10 protein-coding genes are annotated in these 18,124 nt (G+C 42.4%); all 10 read right to left on the reverse strand.

Annotated features, from left to right (window positions below; all coding sequences use genetic code 11):
* Window positions 1-220: 220 nt before the first annotated feature.
* The 10 genes from KUA46_RS01290 to KUA46_RS01335 all read right to left on the reverse strand — a co-directional run bounded on the left by KUA46_RS01290 (window position 221) and on the right by KUA46_RS01335 (window position 18,056).
* Window positions 221-1,930 (reverse strand): RagB/SusD family nutrient uptake outer membrane protein, encoded by a 1,710-nt coding sequence (locus KUA46_RS01290; RefSeq protein WP_218487448.1) that lies wholly within the window; start codon window positions 1,928-1,930, stop codon window positions 221-223.
* A gap of 24 nt (window positions 1,931-1,954) precedes the next feature.
* Window positions 1,955-5,230 carry a SusC/RagA family TonB-linked outer membrane protein gene (locus KUA46_RS01295; RefSeq protein ID WP_218487449.1) on the reverse strand — a complete coding sequence of 1,092 codons (3,276 nt, stop codon included), beginning with the start codon at window positions 5,228-5,230 and terminating at the stop codon, window positions 1,955-1,957.
* 642 nt (window positions 5,231-5,872) lie between these two features.
* Window positions 5,873-7,051: an IS4 family transposase gene (locus KUA46_RS01300; RefSeq protein WP_118064592.1), complete on the reverse strand. Its 1,179-nt coding sequence runs from the start codon at window positions 7,049-7,051 to the stop codon at window positions 5,873-5,875.
* Window positions 7,052-7,414: 363 nt separating this feature from the next.
* Window positions 7,415-7,585, reverse strand: coding sequence for a hypothetical protein (locus tag KUA46_RS01305; RefSeq protein WP_218486817.1), 171 nt, complete (start codon window positions 7,583-7,585; stop codon window positions 7,415-7,417).
* 319 nt (window positions 7,586-7,904) lie between these two features.
* Window positions 7,905-8,174, reverse strand: coding sequence for a DUF5123 domain-containing protein (locus KUA46_RS01310; RefSeq protein WP_434725817.1), 270 nt, complete (start codon window positions 8,172-8,174; stop codon window positions 7,905-7,907).
* Entirely contained in the window at window positions 8,149-9,987 is a 1,839-nt protein-coding gene (locus tag KUA46_RS01315) for a hypothetical protein (RefSeq protein ID WP_218486815.1), read from the reverse strand. Before KUA46_RS01315 ends, KUA46_RS01310 begins: the two co-directional genes overlap by 26 nt.
* Before the next feature lie 86 nt (window positions 9,988-10,073).
* A complete protein-coding gene (locus KUA46_RS01320; RefSeq protein ID WP_218486814.1) occupies window positions 10,074-10,952 on the reverse strand; it encodes an Rpn family recombination-promoting nuclease/putative transposase in 879 nt (292 codons plus the stop codon).
* A gap of 168 nt (window positions 10,953-11,120) precedes the next feature.
* Window positions 11,121-12,833 carry a DUF5123 domain-containing protein gene (locus tag KUA46_RS01325; RefSeq protein WP_218486813.1) on the reverse strand — a complete coding sequence of 571 codons (1,713 nt, stop codon included), beginning with the start codon at window positions 12,831-12,833 and terminating at the stop codon, window positions 11,121-11,123.
* 26 nt (window positions 12,834-12,859) lie between these two features.
* Window positions 12,860-14,794 (reverse strand): RagB/SusD family nutrient uptake outer membrane protein, encoded by a 1,935-nt coding sequence (locus KUA46_RS01330; RefSeq protein WP_218486812.1) that lies wholly within the window; start codon window positions 14,792-14,794, stop codon window positions 12,860-12,862.
* A 16-nt stretch (window positions 14,795-14,810) separates the two neighbouring features.
* Window positions 14,811-18,056, reverse strand: coding sequence for a SusC/RagA family TonB-linked outer membrane protein (locus KUA46_RS01335; RefSeq protein WP_218486811.1), 3,246 nt, complete (start codon window positions 18,054-18,056; stop codon window positions 14,811-14,813).
* Window positions 18,057-18,124 lie beyond the last annotated feature (68 nt).

Raw genomic sequence — 18,124 nt, forward strand, 5'->3', positions numbered from 1 at the left:
TATTATTTTCTTTTCTATAAGATTTTCTGCAAAGTTACGACATTTTTGCTTATCGCATGCAGATAGTGGGCGAAAAACTACGAAAACGATTACGTATACCTTGCCGATAGAACCAAAAGAAAGACCGTATCCATCAGGAATTATCTCCCTAGAATACGGTCTTAAACCTAATGATTAACGTATGTCTTGATAGGTTTTCTTATCAACATAATGACTTTGATTAGTAACCAGGATTCTGGTCGGCTAATGTCAGTTGGTCATTGGCATCAATTGCAGCCTGTGGGATAGGGCGAAGAAGCTTCTTGCCGATATACTGGGCAGCCTTGTCTCCCATCTCGTGGTTATACTTGGTGCAACGCTCTACCAGAGTCTGGGTTCTGCGAAGATCCATCCAGCGTGCCTCATTACCGAAGTTCTCGCAGGCATTCTCATCAAGGATGTCATCGATAGTGATAGTTCCTGTAAGTGCAGAAAGACCAGCGCGCTGGTGAACCTCATTGAGTCGTGCCAATGCCTTAGGATTATCACCAGCCTTCAGATAAGCCTCGGCTGCTACGAGATACATCTCTGGCAAAGTGATGATATGGATGTCGCGATAGCAGGTGTTCTTCTCTGTAGAAGCTGTTTTACTGTCGTCAAACTTCTTGCAAGGGTTAGAACCATATACCAGCTGCTGGTTGTCGTAATATTCCATATCTCTGCCGTCCATATTCTGTGCTTCCTTGCTCTGTGAATCCATAGGAATGCGATAGGTGTTTGCTCTGTTAGCAGGATCTATTGCCTTCCATGCTTCAAAGTCGGCATCTGTTTCATACCATGCAGAATAGTAGCGGGTTACTGGCTTACCTACCAGACTCTCACCATTCTTATACCAGGTCCAGTAGCCTGTGCCGGCAGCATTGCCCTTGTTAACATCTGGCAATTCCTTCATGAAGGTAGCGTCGTAACGCTGGTCGCCCTTCTTAAAGCAATGCAAGGCATAGAGGGTTGGTACATAGCTGGAGGTTGTTGCCTTGATGTTATCCTCGTTTCCACCCAGATAGTTGCAGTAGTAACCGCTCCATTCTGTACCGCCTGATGTGGTATTATTGGCTGTAGCCAGATCATACTCCACATCCCAAAGGAACTCTTCGTTGTCATCGCCCGATCCGTCTGCCTTCCAGAGTTTGGCATATGGGGTAGTCAACTTTCTGCCCGCAATCACCTCATCGGCAAGAGTTGCAGCCTTAGAGAAGTATTCCTGCTTGTTGAGGTCCCATGCAGCAGAAAGGTAGGTCTTGGCAAGGATAGCCTTGGCTGTTTCCTGGCTGATTCTGCCGCCACCCTTGGTAGCTGTAGAAGCCTGGAGCACATTCTTGCCGATAACATCTTCAAGCTCGCTGATGATATAGGCGTATACATCTTCAGCAGAAGACTTCGGATATCCTGTGCCTGCTGTGGTAAGGAAGTCCTTCATGATAGGCACACCACCGAAGTTGTTTACCAGGAGATAATACTCGTAGGCTGCCAATACACGGGCTTCGCCTACAAGCTGACTCTTCGTCTTGTCATCAACTTGTGCTGTCTGTGCATAATATGATACAGAGTTGGCTGCACGGATACCTGCATAGAGGTAAGTATAGAGATTCTTGATGTCCGTATTTTCTGGAGTCAGAGTCTCATATGTGTTCAGAGGCTCGTTCATCTTGTTACGGGCATCGGCATACATATCTGTACCTGCTGAAAAACAGCTTGTGAACAGAGGTGCTGCATAAACGTTTTGCAGATGCTGATAGGCATCATTGACGAGGCTATTGAAGCCCTCTTTTGTTGCAAATGTCTGTTTATCAGTTACATTCGACTTGTTGCTCGCATCCAGGAAGTCGCTGCAACTTGTCATGGTTCCCATGCAGCAGGCCGCCAATGCTACGCTATATAATATCTTTTTCATAATTGTTTACTTCATTTAATGAGATTAGAACTTAAGATTTACACCAAACTGATAGGTTACAGATGATGGACCGCCATTCTGCAGATTCTCTGATGCCCACTCAGGGTCGAAGCCCTTATAGTTGGTGAAACAGAATGGGTTCAGAATGTTTACATAAACACGGAGGTTTCTGATACCTGCCTTGTTTACTACGCTCTTAGGCAATGTGTAACCCAGGGTAATGTTCTTAACCTTGGTGAAAGAGGTCTTCTGATACTGGAAACCTTCTCCCTTGGCTGAACCCTTGTCACCGAAGTAACCACCCATCGAAGTATCGCTGTTGTTTGGATAAGGATACTTTCCGTAGTGGGTCTCTGTGGCGGTTGTAATGTCACCTGTTGCATGGTCGATGATTGGTGCTCCCTTTGGTATGTAGTAATCTAACTTCATGTGGGCATTACCACGGTCGCTATACTTCATGTACTTCTCGTGGAAGTAGCTGCGTGACCAGAATCCGCTCTTGGTATAGAACATGATAGAGAAGTCGAAGCCCTTGAAGTAAACATTGGTAGAGAAACTACCAGTCCAGCGTGGATCGGTGCAACCATAAATCTGCTTATCGTTGTCGTCAATCTTACCGTCATCGTTCCAGTCGTTAACGGCTACCTGACCTTCATACCACTTATACTTAGTGCCATACTTCTCGTAGAATTCCTTCAGGGTATAGTGCTTGTCACCATTCATGGTGTGCATGGTTACACCCTTGTCGGTGATGACATCGGTATGGGTATAGTCACGGAGTACGTTCAGTGGCTCGCCGATAAACCAGTTGTTGGCAACCTCATCAACCTTACCATTACTCAACTCCTTAATTTTGTTCCAGTTGCGAGCGAAGTTTACGTTCGCACTCCAAGAGAAGTCTTTCTTGTTGATGATGTTAAAGTTCAAACCGAGTTCAATACCTCTGTTCTGGACAGAACCAACATTGAAGGTTGAAGTTTTCTCACCGGTTTCGATAGGCACTGAACGAGACATAATCTGACCATCAGAAAGACGGTTGTAGAAGTCGGCTGTTACATTGATGCGGTTCTTCAGGAAACTCAAGTCGAGACCGAGGTCAAACTCCTTTACTTTCTCCCAGATGAGTTCTGTATTTATCAATCCGTTAGGATGATAACCCTGTACCTCTTTGCCGTCAATAGTTACATATGTTGGACCTGTAGCAGAAGCGATGGTTACATAGTCACCCACATTGTTGTTACCGGTAACACCATATGAAAGACGGAGCTTAGCATTATCAAGCCAGTTGTTGAACTGCTTCATCCATGCTTCATCAGAGATACGCCATGCAGCAGCTACAGAAGGGAACCAGCCCCAACGGTTGCCGTCTGCGAAACGGGAACTACCATCGGTACGGAGTGTAGCTGTAGCCATGTAACGGCCCTTGTAAGAATAGTTGGCACGGAAAGCGAATGACTCCAGTGATGACTCTGTATAGTCGCTTGAGAGTACCTTGTCGCCGCTGGCTGTTCCCAGGTTGTGGAATGTAGTAAGGTCGCTGGCGATACCCTTACCTTCTTCATACTGGTATTCTGTATTGCTCTTGTAGAGTGAGAACAGTGCCATGGCACCCACGGTATGGTCGCCAAATGTGCGGTTGTAGTCAAACTGGTTGTCCCAAGTCCAGTCTACACGGGTTGTATTGGCAACGGATCCGAAGTTGGTCTTGTTCTTCTGGTAGTAAGTAGAACCTACATCATTACCCTCGTTCAGACCTGTTGCATAGAAGATGCCCTGGCGCTTGTGAGAGTAGTTAGGAGAGAAGGTTGTTGTAAACTTCAATCCCTTGATGATGTTGGCACGCAGATAGAAGTTACCCATCAGTCGGTACTTCTTGGTCTCATTGGTATAGTTTCCGTCATTCAAATCGATGAGCGGGTTGTATGTAGATGTAAACTGTGCGTCAGATTCAAAGGCAGCCTTTGCTCCCGGGTTAGGAATCAGGTTGCCATCTGCATCTGTAGGAGATACGAATGGGTTGAAATAGAATGCATTCACGTATGGAGAAAAAGTACCATCAGTACATACATCTTCGGTGCGACTCATTGACATGTTGGCAGAGAAACCAGCCTCGAAAATCTTGGAGAGCTTGGCATCCATGGATCCCTTGAAGTTGAAACGCTCATAGTCGTTGCCCTTGAATACGTTCTCTTCTCCCTGATAACCCATACCTACACGGTAGTTTACCTTGTCTGTTGCACCGGCAGCACTGATAAAGTGGTTCTGCTGGGCAGCAGTGCGGGTCACCAGCTTCTTCCAGTCGTAACTGTCGAAGCTTGGATCCATCATCAGCTCATAAAGCTTGGAATCTTTATAGCTGGTTGCTCCCTTGCGGGCAAGGAAGGCTGAATTCAAGTCGGTATTCTTGATGATGTAATGTGGATGTCCTTCTGCATCAACACCCTTGCGGCTAGAACCATCGTAGCTCTTTCCATCGAGCAAGGTATATCTCTGGAAACGATAATCCATGAATTCGTTGGCATCCATAAATTCTGGCATGCGCGCTACCTTTTTGATGCCATAATATCCATCATAAGAGATGGTAGCCTTCTGTGCTTTGTCTGCACCCTTACTGCCCTTGGTGGTAATCATGATGACACCGGCAGAGGCACGGGAACCATAGATGGCGGTAGAAGATGCATCTTTCAATACGTCGATGCGGTCGATATCATCAGGATTCAGGAAGTCCATGTTGTCGCAAACTACACCATCAATAACATACAATGGCTGTGCCTGCTTGTTGATAGAAGCCTGTCCACGAACCTGAATGTTGAAGCCTGCACCTGCGCGGCTACCAGACTGGGTGATGTTGACACCAGGAACAGAACCCTGCAGAGACTCTGCAAGATTGGTAGTACCACGAGCGGCTATCTTTTCTGAGTTGATAGATGCGATAGAACCAGTTACGTCGCGTTTACGCATAGTACCATAACCAACGACAACGACTTCGTCAAGGGCTGCATTGTCATCTTCAAGTACGATGTTCCATGTTTTCTGACTTCCTACTTTTACTTTCTTAGGCTTGCAGCCGATGTAGCTGAAAGTCAAGACCGTATTAGGGTCTGCGTTCTGAATGGTAAACTTACCGTCAAGGTCGGTGATGCCACCTGCTTTACCATTCTGGTCAGTAATGGTTACACCAATCATTGGGTCGCCATTAGCATCCTTAACGGTACCTTGGATTGTTTTCTGCGCAAAAGCGAGGAAACAAACCGAACTCAAGGTCAGTGCCATGCTGGCACGTTTCAGTTGTTGATACATAACGATGTTTGTTTTGTAGGTTATTATTAATCTTGTTAAGTTTCTCTGGTCTAATTGAACTTACTAGCGATTAGTTGTTGTCGTGTTTGATTCTCAATAGATCATAAGGAATCTTCGATTTTTGGTTATAATCTTAGATTTCTGCTACAAAGGTAATTAAAATTTTTAAATGTTGAATAAAATAAACGAAAAATCTAACGTAAACGTTTTCGGAAGTGTCGGTTTTACAATATAGCCTTTAATGGTGTTGATTCTGGCTTGCAAGTGAGGCTTATTTGATGGGGCAGGAGGTAGCCGGAATTACGTCACGACGTGTCTGTTGCTGCGTCGCGACGCACTGGTTATTACGTCGGGACGCAGCAACAGACACGTCGTGACGTAATTTCAGCAGCCCATGGTAAGCGGAGCCGCTTACCATGGGGCGTGGCAATAGGTGACAATAGGTGATAATAAAAATACCGCTTATTTCCACCCGTTATTCATTTATAATCAGAGTGTTATAGTACGAGTGGCAGATGTGACAACAGAATCGAAGAAAAAACGGTTCAATAAATTCGGGCTTTGAAGTAAGCTGATGAAACCATGCACTTCATAGCATGAGTTCTTACGTTTCATAGAGTCGCTACATCACTGCTGTCCCGTTTAGAAATCATCGGGCCTGAAAAGGCTAGGATATAGCCAATCCTCCGTCTCTTCTGTTGGAACAGCTTTGTTAAACAATTCATTTAAAGGAGTCTTGTCCGTAAGGAATAGACCCACGTTCTTTGAAATAGTGTGTAGCGATTGATCTATGTGCATCACTTTCTTTGCATAAGCTAAAAGCAAGTATGTGCATATGGCAATCCAGATTTGCAGATATATGGCATTCTCGGAAGTTCCATAAAAGGATTTGATGTGAAGGTGTTGCTTAATCCATTTAAAGTAAAGTTCCACGTTCCATCTTTCCCTATATAATTCAGATATGGTAAGCGCTTCATATTCCATGTTGTTTGTGAGAAACCTATACACCTTACTTGTTGCATAGTCCTCATAGGTTACCATTCTAAGTTCTTCAGGATACCATTTGGCAGTATGTAGTCCTGTTAATTTGATACGTTCATCAGAAATGATACCAGTACTCTTGTCAACTTCGGCTTCTGATACAACTTCAAAAAGCATGTTATCTTTTGCCCTAGTAACAAAGAATGCATTCTTCTTAGTTATCAACTTGAAGAGTCTGTTGAAATCTACATATCCTCTGTCCATCAAATAGATAGCAGAAGGTTCTATGTAGAGATCATCAAGAGCTTTTACATCATTAACCGATGCAGAAGTCAAATAAACTGAGACTGGAAGATTTCCTCGCAAATCGACTAATGTGTGCATTTTGATGCCACCTTTGTTTTTGCGATACTTTGCCCAAGGACATAATTTGAGACACAGACTTATAGTACTGCTATCAAAAGCATATACCATGTTGTCTAGGTCTAATCTGAACTTGTCTTTGACATAAAGAGGACGTACTTTTTTCAAAAGAACGTCTGCAAAATCTTTATAGATATGCCAATCTCGCTTCTCGTTAGCTTTTGCTAGAGTATTACGTGGTACAGCATAACTAATACCACAATGGTAAAGTTTGCTGGAGAGTGCCGTAAGGCAGTTTTCTATATCTCGAAGACTATCACGACCTGTTAATTGAGCATAGCTCATTACTAGGAATTGGTCTTTGCAAGAGAAGTTTCTTGCTCTGTAGTTTCCCTTATAACGGTCTACACAAGTTTTGAAATCACGTTCTGGTATAAGTGACATAATCTGAGAGAATATAGTTTTGCCTTTGTTCATCGCACACGTATTTTAAATATGCGTGCAAAGATACAAAATCAAATCGAATACACTATAAAAAGTCCGTAAACTTTTGAGTATTAATAACTTATTTAATAATCGTCTCGTTTTAACGGGACACTAGTGTCGCTACATACCGCTGTGCTGGCACCCAAATATGGCTGCGCTGGCTTGTAGATTCGACTGCGTTGGCTTGAAGATATGACTTCGTTGGCTCGAAGATTCGAATTCGTAAGCAGAATGAGACGGATTTGTTAGCTGAATGAAGTGGCTGAGTTAGCTGACAGAAGTGGCTGAAATAGCGAAAAAAAAGAGGGCATGTCATCCCACTTATGACACACCCTCTCAATTATTCGTATAGTATTATTGTTCCAATTTCTTGATTTCTTCGATAGATAAGCCTGTGGATTTTGCGATGACGTCTATTGGAGTATTGTAGGTTAATAGGTTCAAAGCAATCTCTTTGCTTACCTTTTTGGCTTCTTTCTCCATAGCATGCTTATATACCGCATAATTGTCCCACATGACCATCATGCTGTTGTCATATTTCTCCTGTTCCTCTTTGGCAGGCTCTTGGAGTCGGCGATTTCTGCCAGCCTCTTGAATATCTTATGCTGAGCCTCGAAAGGCATTTTTTCTAAAGTCTCCATATGCTTCAAATTATAAATCCAACAATCTAAAAACGTAGTACACTCTTCCTTATGTACTTACGCTGCAAAGATACGCTTTTCTTTCGTAACTTCCAAGAAATTAACTAAAAAAGTTTTTGTGGGTGATAGGGGAGAAGGAGATAAATAAAAAAGTGCAACGCCCGATAGGGGCATTGCACTTTAATATGATAGTTTGATTGAATTTATCTAATCCAACGTGGGTCACCTACCTTTTCCTTCTCCAAGATAGAGTTCTTAAGATAGAATTCGCCATTGGCTGCATTTTTGAACGCTGAGCCAGATGCTACTTCAAGTTTGTTAACTTCAAAAGAGTTTTTGTAGAAACTGAAGTCTGTGGTCTGGTATGTAGCTGTTGCATCAGGTTTTACTACACCATTCTTGTTAGCGTCCAAATCCCAAGCTTGGATACTTCTAGCATTTGATTGATTAGTCTTTGCAATAAATCTTGCAATGCAAGTCTGCTTCCTTGCAACTGCTTATGAAAGCATTTAGTAACCAGACCATTTGAATGATAGTATTCTTTTGCCTGAATGGTTGACCTTCTTTCATCTTCTTAAAAGCTTCTTTTAGTTCAGATTGGGAGATAAAGTTAACAGCTAAACATATTTCTTTCACTCGGTTTGGTTTCACTCGCAATTCTTTGAAAGCATTGACAAATGCTTCTGCCGTTCCTTTTCGCATGATCGGAATACTTGTCTTCCCCCATGATTTACCATCCCAAGATTTTTTCTTGTTATCTAGCTCTTTGTCGCTTGGGTCTAGATTTCCGATATTCTTAGTTGCTTGTCCTACTATCTCTTGAAAGGCTGATGCTGAAAGTCCTGCTTTATCTTTGCATTTGGAATGTATGAATGAAATGGTATCATCTTTAATTGCTATGTGGTCTGCCCATTCATTTCCCAAGTCATCGCAAACAAGATAATCAGCATCTTGGTAAATTTCATTTTCTACAACATGAAACATACAGTTTTGACTGAAATTCGTTATAGTTATAGGTTCTTTTTTATCATATGTTCCTTTTTCGCTGCTTACAGAGTCAATTCCTTTTATTGGTGACATGATTGACAAAATAGCATCGAAGTCTTCTTTGATATTTGCGTTCATATAGAGTCTACCTCCTGTATAAATGTACTCACAACTATCGAAACTAACCGTGAAGAAAGCTTTGGCGTTTAAAATTTTTAAAAGTTGGCTATAGCCTTTCTTGTCTTTGTTTTTTACATAAAGATTATTCCAATAGTCATCACCAACGATGGACAGCCTGGTGCGTGTCTTGGATAGACCAATACCTATTTGATGCATCCAACGTTTATTGCCCCCTTCTTCAACATAATTTAGCGGTAAGGTACGTACCTTTTCAAACCACTCTTTTATGGTGTCCTCCGGGAGTACTTCATATTCTGGATTTTTGCTGCTATCCTTTTTATAGATACTATTCTCATCAAGTGTATTAATATAATTCTGCAATGAGAAGACATCTATGAGTAAAGAATTCGGTGTCAGCTTTTCTCCTTGTAGTTTCCATGAGATAGGCTTAGCGAATTTAGATAAAAATGTGGTGTGCTCCTGATATGTGTCAATGGAATAAGTTATTTCATCAATCCACTCCAATAACTCACCAATATTTTTTTTGTCCTTGCCAAACTTAGCCATCCTTGAAGTGCTGATATTTAAGGTGCATATATCATTATCGGTAGAGAATCTTGTGGTTGTGACGATGTTGTGGTTGGAGGCAAATGTCGGCATGGCATTCTTTAGATTGTTTGCTTCATAGGATTTGTTTCTCATACCATTTTCATTAACACTCATATTTGTCATCTTTATTTGCTGAAAAACAGTAGAGTCTGTCACTAACGATCCTGCGAGAGCTTTGGCATCTATAGTTTCTAACTTGTTAATAAAGGAACTGACATGGACTACGTTCTTCTTGATGATGACAACATACTTATCAATTTCTACTATTAACAGATAGCCGAGTTTAGTTTCTGTTAGCTGCCTCTTTATATTTTCTGATTCGTTTTCTGTGCCGAGGAATGATGGGAGAGAGGTTGATTTTACTATTAGCAAAGAGCAGAGTGCTTCTTTGTAATGAGGCATATTTGTATTTTCTTTCTTTCGTATTACTTTAGCTAAGGTCTTGCACTCATCAGAGACATTCGCAAAGAGTTCGCAGATAGTATTTCTTTTGATTTTGGTTGTACCCTGCTTGAAGAAGTATGCTCCTTCGTTCAACCGAATCTTGGAATATAAGTATGATTTGTCCATTTGCAAAGTTATAGATTATTTGTTGGTAAGAAAGAAGACCTCAGAAGGTACAATGCTCTGTGTTGAGCATTGTACCCCGCATAGTATTATTGTTCCAATTTCTTAATCTCTTCGATAGATAAGTCGGTGAGATTGGCAATTTCGTCTAATGGAAAGTTGTGCGCCAACAACTTCAAAGCAAACTCTTTTCTACCTTCTTCTTTGCCCTCTTCTTTGCCTTCTTTTCTACCTTTTTCTATTCCTTTTTCTATTCCTTTCTCTTCAGCATGCTTATATACCGCATAATTGTCCCACATGACCATCATGCTGTTGTCGTATTTCTCCTGTTCCTCTTTGGTCAGGCTCTTGGAGTCGGCGATTTCTGCCAGCCTCTTGAATATCTTATGCTGAGCCTCGAAAGGCATTTTTTCCAAAGTCTCCATATGCTTCAAATTATAAATCCAACAATCTAAAAACGTAGTACACTCTTCCTCTTTCTTCTTGAAAAGAGGCATTACCAAATAGATGAAGCGGATTTTGTTAGAATAAACCTCTCCGCTATCCTTGTCTGCCAGCACAACGTCTGTTCTGAACTTCTTAGGTGTATTTTCATCTACATCAAAGTTCATGAAACAGATAACATAAACAGGTGTGAGATGATAATCCCATTGTCCTTTTACGCCTTGGTCTACTATCGTTTTCGATGCATAGTAGAGAGATCGGTCGATGAAATAGGACTGGCTCCTGTTTTGCATTTCAACGATAATGTGCTCACCTGTGTCAGTTTCGCAAAAGACGTCGTAGATGATACCTCGTTGGTCTTTTGTTTCTGGCAACATCTCCTTGTCCTTAAACTTCACATCAGTGATATGCTGCTCTCCCAGGAGCAGCTGGTTCAAAAACTCAATCAGCAAGTCTTTGCTGTATTCCTGGCCGAAGATTCTTTTGAACGACCAGTCAGAGAATGGGTTGATGTATCTTGCCATATCTTTGCGATTTTGTGTTCACGCTGCAAAGATACGCTTTTTATTCGTAACTTCCAAGAAATTAACAAAAAAAGTTTTTGTGGGTGGTAGGGGAGAAGGAGAGAGAAACAAAAAAGTGCAACACCCGGTGTGGGCATTGCACTTTATTTAAATATAGTTTGATTGAATTTATCTAATCCAACGTGGGTCACCTACCTTTTCCTTCTCCAAGATTGAGTTTTTGAGATAGAATTCGCCATTGGTTGCATTTTTGAACGCTGAGCCAGATGCTACTTCAAGTTTGTTAACTTCAAAAGAATTTTTGTAGAAACTGAAGTCTGTGGTCTGGTATGTAGCTGTTGCATCAGGTTTTACTACACCATTCTTGTTAGCGTCCAAATCCCAAGCTTGGATACCTCTAGCATTTGGATTGGCTGTCTTTGCAAGGATTGTCTTATTCATCTTAATTTTAATTCCTTGTTTTGCATCTTTTGCATTGATGAAATAGCCATCTGCGCCAACTACATTGTAGAAAGTACATGCATTTATGTCTATGGTTGTAGAAGATTTCGCCTTTGATAAATCGAAGACACTACTCTTTCCAAGACTGATGTTTGAGAATGTAGAGTTAACAAACTTGATGTTGTTAATCTTGTCCATACCCTTGTTCATGCAAATGAATGCATAACCACCTGTACCATGATTATTTGAAATACAATTGTCAATGATAAGCAGGTTTACTGATTGACCAGAAGAAGCCTTGAAGTTAACAAGTGCTCTTTCCATGTTGCTGATGTTGCATTCTGTGAATCCCAAAGAATCGATATCGCAAGCTTTATCTTCATTGATGAAATATTGGCAGCCTGAAATGCCTTCATCTGTGTTCTGAAGTCCATCAATATTTACGTGTTCAAAGCTGATGTAACCATGATTTCCTGCTACAGATACAGCCTTCTTTACATTCAGTGTTGCCTTTTCACCAGCTCTACCGAAGAATGAAATAGAAACACCCTCTGGGATGCTTATTGCTTTTTCTTCTGTACCCAAGTCGATGGTCTTACCAGCAGGGATACCTAATGTGATAGATACATTAGAAGCACCTTCCATCTTCTCGAATGCCTTATTAGCCCACTCTTCGATGTCTTCATTTGTGATGACTGTACGGTCTTCGTTCAATCTTACAGTGTAATCTGCAGAAGGTAATCCCTTGGCTGTCTTCACAGTCTTGGAACCACGAACTTTCTCACCATTGAGTAAGCTAAATGTATATGAACGATTTGAGTTCAAACCTGTAATCTTATACTCACCAGCTTCGCGGTCAGCATCTGTCAGAGCGATGTCCTCAGTCTGGATTTCTCCCTCGCTATCCTTATAAGTATAGCGAAGAGTGGTTACGTTAGAACCTGGAATCCATGTCAAGCGGATGTTATCGTCCAAGCGGTCTTTCTCCAAAACATCGTGAAGGATACCTGGAGTACGGAAAGAGTCGCCATCCTTATAATAAACCCATTTTGATTCAGCCTTGGTTGATGACATAGCTTTTACACGCATGTAGTACTTGGTGTATTCTTCCAAGTTGTTGATGTCAACAGGAGCAGATGTGATGCTTTTGTCTTCACCGAAGATTCTTGCGTTCTCACCTCCCATAGGTACGTCATCATAAAGAGAGTCTGTGCTCAACTCTACGATGTAGTATTCTGTGTTCTTGTCATAAGCAGAGAAGTTGACTGCAATCTTGGTTGGTTGGTCGTCATCTGTGTCAACAGACAAAGCAGAACTCTTGACACCAAACAAGCGGTCGTGAGCACTGTCAACATCCCAGTCGTTCTTATCTGTACAAGAAACCATTGGAGTCATGGCCAAGAAGGCCAATGACATTCCAAATATATTCTTTATTTTCATCTTGTTTCTATTATTAACAGTTCGTACTAATCGTTATAGCCATAAGAATTGTACAAATGACCATTTGATGCAGAGATTGTGGTAGATGCAATAGGCATGAGGTATCTATTCTTAACAGGTACATTGTCACCTACAAGACCACTGCTGATAGAAGGCAGGTTAGTGTTTACCTGAGTATCCTTGCCGCTTGTCAAGCTAGACTTGCCAAAGCTATCTGTACTACCAGTGAAGTCTGATTCAGACTGGTCTGCAGCGAGACCATACCAAGTTACACTGCTCATGTCAATCTTGGTCTTTGTGTCATCAGTATAGTTGAAGTAAATCTTCTCCTGATATTTCTTGTCAGTCAAGTCCTGGATATAAGTATCCTTGAACTCCTGAATCTTCTGAGCCAAGAGATTCCAACGGATCAAATCCCATTTGCGGTAACCTTCTCCAGCAAACTCCCAAGCGTTCTCCTGTACGATTGCTTCGAACAGACCTTCCTTGGTTTTAGGAATGTTGTTGATGTAGTGGTTTGCCAAAGCCTTGTCGCTGAAAGCACGGTCGTGTACTTCTGCGAGAGCCTGAAGTGCAGTCATACCTGCGTCACCATCATAATGACCTGTAGGACCAGCCAATTCGTTCATAACCTCAGCGTACCAAAGCAGAATCTGAGAGTAGCGCATCACGACAGGGTTAATACCCGTTGTGTGCTTAGCTGTTGCCTTCAAGTTGTCTGACAACCACTTGTCGTTCATCTTGCGAGCATCCCACTTACCGCAGTAAAGACCAAATGGAGCGTTGCCAAGCATGCTCTCTACTGTCTTCTTACCATCCTGCTTAATCTCGAATGCTGCTACTGTAACGTCACGACGCTGGTCTGCCTTGTCGTAAGAGTAGAGGAGAGGTGCTGTCAACTTCAATTTACCAGTAGAGTTACCATATCCATATTCTGTAGTAACGCCATTCAAGCGTACACCAACTGTATAACCCAACTCACCAGTAACATTGCTACCCATAGGTATCTCGAAGAGATTTTCCTGATAGGTCTTGTCAAGAGTCAGCTGGTTCAAGAGATACCATTCATTTTCGAATGATGGATTCAATTTGTGTGAACCACTCTTGATGATAGCACTGAGATGCTTGAGTGCAATCTCATACAGTTCCTTACACTTAGCGGCACCTGGACGCTGTGTAGGGTAGGTTGCGTCTGTGTAAGTTGCAGTCTCGTAGCCTTCCTTCGCTTTTTCGCGGATAGCATATCCTGCACGTGTCAAGGCAATCTGTGCCAAGAGACCATGTGCATAACCCTTGGTTGCATGCTCTGTAGTGTATCCTTCTTGACCTGCCCAAGGAAGAAGTTCGATGGCTTCATCAAGATTTACCATTAAGCTGTCAAGGATGCTGTCGCGATCCATTTTATAAAGGTATGCATTGGAAAGGTCTGATTTTGATGACTCTGCCTTGAAAGGTACGTCACCGAAGAAACGTACCAGGTCGAGATAGCACTGTGCACGGAGTGTTAAAGCCTCACCGAGATAGCGTCCCATTGTTGCTTTGTCTGACTTGCTACCATTCTGGTACAGGTCGCTGTTATTTACGCCATCAACAACGTCGTTTGCGTCTTCAATAACACCATAGAGTGCATCCCACACGCCAGAAATCTTAGACCATCCTGGATCGGCATTGTAGTTCATGTTACCACGCTCACTTGTAGCGTTAGTAGCGTCACTTCCAAGACCATCCACCAATTCGATGTCGCTGTTCAGGTTCCATACGATGGCGAGGTCCTGAGAGTATGTACGGTCTTGAGTCAAACCGCCATATATCTTGTTTACTCGTAAGCCTGTGTAGTAGGTAGAACCATATACATTAGAGTTCTCCAACTCAGAAGGTGACTTCTGATCAAGGAAGTCTGAGCAAGAAACTAATGTTGCAGCTCCCAAAGCTACCAAGACTTTTGAAAATATCTTGTTCATGTTCTTTGTTACTTTTTTAGAATGTTACATTAATACCACCTACAAATGTACGGCTCTTAGGGTATGCTGCGTAGTCGATACCTGGAGTCATAGGATTCTTTTTGCTGCTTGTGTCAACTTCAGGGTCGTAACCCTTATAGCTTGTCATGCAAAGCAAGTTGTAGCCGGTGAAGTAGATACGTACGTTGCTGATGAAGATGTTCTTCAACCAGGTCTTTGGCAATGTGTAGCCAATAGTTACGTTCTGCAAACGCAGGAATGAAGCGTCTTCTACAGCATAATCAGTCAACTGCATGGCTGTAACGGCAGCTGGATTGTAGATGCTCTTGCCTTGGTTCAACTCGTTCAAGCGAGCCATAACTTCTTCTGTGCCACCATATGTTGTGATGGTTGATGTAGAAATCTTACCAAGGTTCAAACCATTGTTAGGGTCAATCCATGTGTAACGTTTGTCGAGGGTAAAGTCATCTACAAGGTTGTACTTCTTGTTAGAACCTGAATAGAAGGCGTTAGCCAGCTTGGTTCCGTTTACAATCTTGTTGCCAAGAGAGTAGTTGAAGAACACATTGAAGTCGAAGTTGCCAACGTGACCGTCGAAACCGAAACCACCAGTTGTTGTAGGAACGGTATTTCCAAGACGCTGCTTGATAGGATTACCATTTTCGTCGCACTGTACCTTAGGACCACCAGGGTAGTAGGTTCCACCGAAGATGTCCTTGCTCTTGTCTTTTACGCCATCAGCCAATTCCCACTTACCCTTGGCATTGAGAACCAAGTCGCCGGTGCCTGTAGCTGGGTCGTATACTGTATAGTAACCATTCATCTTGTAACCCCAGAGCTCACCAAGTCGGCCGCCCTGTTCTACACGGAAGTCTTCATACTTAGAGATGGTTGAACCACTCCAGTTACTGCTCTGCCATGGATTCTCAAGATTCAACTCGTCAATCTTGTTCTTGTTGTAAGAAACATTGAAGTTGAAGTTCAAACCAAACTTCTTCTTGTCTACGATGACAGCATTGAGTGCTAACTCGACACCTTTATTAGAAGTTTTACCAAAGTTCTGGAACTGGTAGCTATAACCAGTGTTTGATGGAATCAGAGTCTGCATCAAGAGGTCCTTAGTGGTATTCCAATAGAAATCCAAAGTACCGCTGATACGTCCGTTAAAGAAACCATAGTCGATACCGAAGTTACGGGTAACAGTTGTTTCCCACTTCAGGTTAGGGTTATAGAGATAAGTTCCATGCTCCAACATTGAACCACGATTCTCATCAAAGAATGGAGCCTTTGATGTGTTGCTAGCCATAGAGTATACGGTAGAAATCAAACCGGAATTGATACGGTTGTTACCGGCAGTACCGAAACTCAAGCGAGCCTTCAAGTTAGAGAGCCACTTAGAAGCACCTTTCAGGAATGATTCGTCAGACATACGCCATGCCAAAGCTAAAGATGGGAATACGCCCCACTGGTTGCCGCTGCCAAACTTACTAGAGCCATCAGCACGCATAGTGAATGTTGCCAGATACTTATCATTCAATGTATAATTGATACGACCGAAGTATGAGAGGATGTTCTCATCGGCAGCGATAGTTCCTTCGTTTGGAAGGGCAGTACCTGCACCAGTATTTGACAAAACGTCATCAATACCAAAAGATGCTGGGTAAGCAACAGATATGGCATTTCTTGTAGTCTGCTCGCTGCTGCTCCATTCCTGACCCAACAATACGTTAATATGGTCACGGCCTCCGAAAAGCTTGCTGTTATCGTAAGTGATAGTGTTGGCATTGCGCCAGTTCTTCTTGCTTACCTTCGTAAACACAGCTTGTGGCTGACCATTGTAGCCGTACTTTGAATTGGTTGTGGCATTAGAACCCCAAACCTGATCGGTATTGTTGTAATCCCAGCGATAACCAAATTCTGAGCGTAAGGTGATATTCTTGAAAGGCTTCCAGTTCAAACCTACGTTGTAGTTCTGCTGGAAACGCTCCTGATACTTATAAGAATCATAAATACGCTCGATAGGATTGCGTTCTACTGATGTTGAGTTCTCCTCGTCCTCATCGCTATCTGTAAGAGGATATACTGGCCAGAACTTTACGGTATTGGCAACGATAGAGTTGGCTGCGTTGCTTTCATTTGTGTCAGCACCACCATTCAGACCATCAAGTTTGGTGAATGCCATACGAGCATTGAAGTCGAGTGACAACCACTTGTTTAAGTTAGCGTTGAGTTTTGCGTTAACGTTGTTCTTTGCATAACCAGAACCAAGCATGATACTCTTCTCGTCGTTATGAGAGAAGCCAATGTTATACTTGATATCCTTAGTACCACCGCTAACGCTTACATTATACTGCTTTTGGTTACCTGTACGACCGAATACTTCGTCCTGATAGTCTGTACCTTCTACAGACTTCCAGATATCGAGGTCGCTGTAGTTACCATAGTTTGTTGCACCAACTTCATAAAGAGAGTATGCAAAGTTATAAGGATCAAGAGTCTTGATCAACTTTGTAACCTTCTTGTAGCCGAGAGAAGCATTAAAGTTTACCTGAGTCTTACCCTCTGTTCCGCTCTTGGTTGTTACGATGATAACACCGTTAGCACCACGGGCACCATAGATGGCTGTAGAAGAAGCATCCTTCAATACGTCGATGCTCTGAATTTCGCTAGGAGCGATGTCGCTGATAGAGCTTACTGGGAAACCATCTACGATGTAGAGAGGGGAGTTGTCCTGTGAAAGAGAACCACCACCACGCACACGAATCTTCACGTCAGCATCAGGTGAACCTTCGGTGGTGGTGATGTTCACACCTGCCATCTTACCGGTCATCGCCTCGCTTACGTTAGAAACTGGAATGTTGGCAATCTGCTTGTCGCTGATAGAAGATACAGAACCTGTGAGGTCTTTCTTTCTAACAGTACCGTAACCGATTACTACGACATCGTTGAGGGTGGTGTTGTCATCCTCAAGCTTTACATCAATCGTTTCTTTACCTGCAACGCTTACTTCCTTAGCTTTCATACCAATGTATGAAATCTTCAGTTTCTTGCTTTTGCCTTTTAAGTTTACTGTGAAGTTACCGTCAATGTCGGTCACGCCACCATTGCCAGCTACACCTACCTCCATGACAGATGCGCCGATGATTGGCTCGCCCGTATTGTCAGTAACAACGCCTTTTACTGTTTGTGCAGATACACTTGTTACTACGAACATCAGTGCGCCTGCCAAAGCAATTTTCTTTTTTCTAAAATTACCAGACATACACTTTAGGTTTAGATAAAACTTATTCTAAATTACTAATATTCTAATGTTTTTATTTAATGTTTTTA

Source organism: Segatella copri (assembly GCF_019249765.2).
Taxonomy (GTDB): Bacteria; Bacteroidota; Bacteroidia; order Bacteroidales; family Bacteroidaceae; genus Prevotella; species Prevotella copri_K.

Bases quoted from the DNA above. Each gene is read 5' to 3' on its own strand.
- KUA46_RS01300 (WP_118064592.1), bottom strand. From the start codon at position 7,051: ATGAACAAAGGCAAAACTATATTCTCTCAGATTATGTCACTTATACCA.
- KUA46_RS01295 (WP_218487449.1), bottom strand. From the start codon at position 5,230: ATGTATCAACAACTGAAACGTGCCAGCATGGCACTGACCTTGAGTTCG.
- KUA46_RS01330 (WP_218486812.1), bottom strand. From the start codon at position 14,794: ATGAACAAGATATTTTCAAAAGTCTTGGTAGCTTTGGGAGCTGCAACA.
- KUA46_RS01315 (WP_218486815.1), bottom strand. From the start codon at position 9,987: ATGGACAAATCATACTTATATTCCAAGATTCGGTTGAACGAAGGAGCA.
- KUA46_RS01290 (WP_218487448.1), bottom strand. From the start codon at position 1,930: ATGAAAAAGATATTATATAGCGTAGCATTGGCGGCCTGCTGCATGGGA.
- KUA46_RS01320 (WP_218486814.1), bottom strand. From the start codon at position 10,952: ATGGCAAGATACATCAACCCATTCTCTGACTGGTCGTTCAAAAGAATC.
- KUA46_RS01335 (WP_218486811.1), bottom strand. From the start codon at position 18,056: ATGTCTGGTAATTTTAGAAAAAAGAAAATTGCTTTGGCAGGCGCACTG.
- KUA46_RS01325 (WP_218486813.1), bottom strand. From the start codon at position 12,833: ATGAAAATAAAGAATATATTTGGAATGTCATTGGCCTTCTTGGCCATG.
- KUA46_RS01305 (WP_218486817.1), bottom strand. From the start codon at position 7,585: ATGATGGTCATGTGGGACAATTATGCGGTATATAAGCATGCTATGGAG.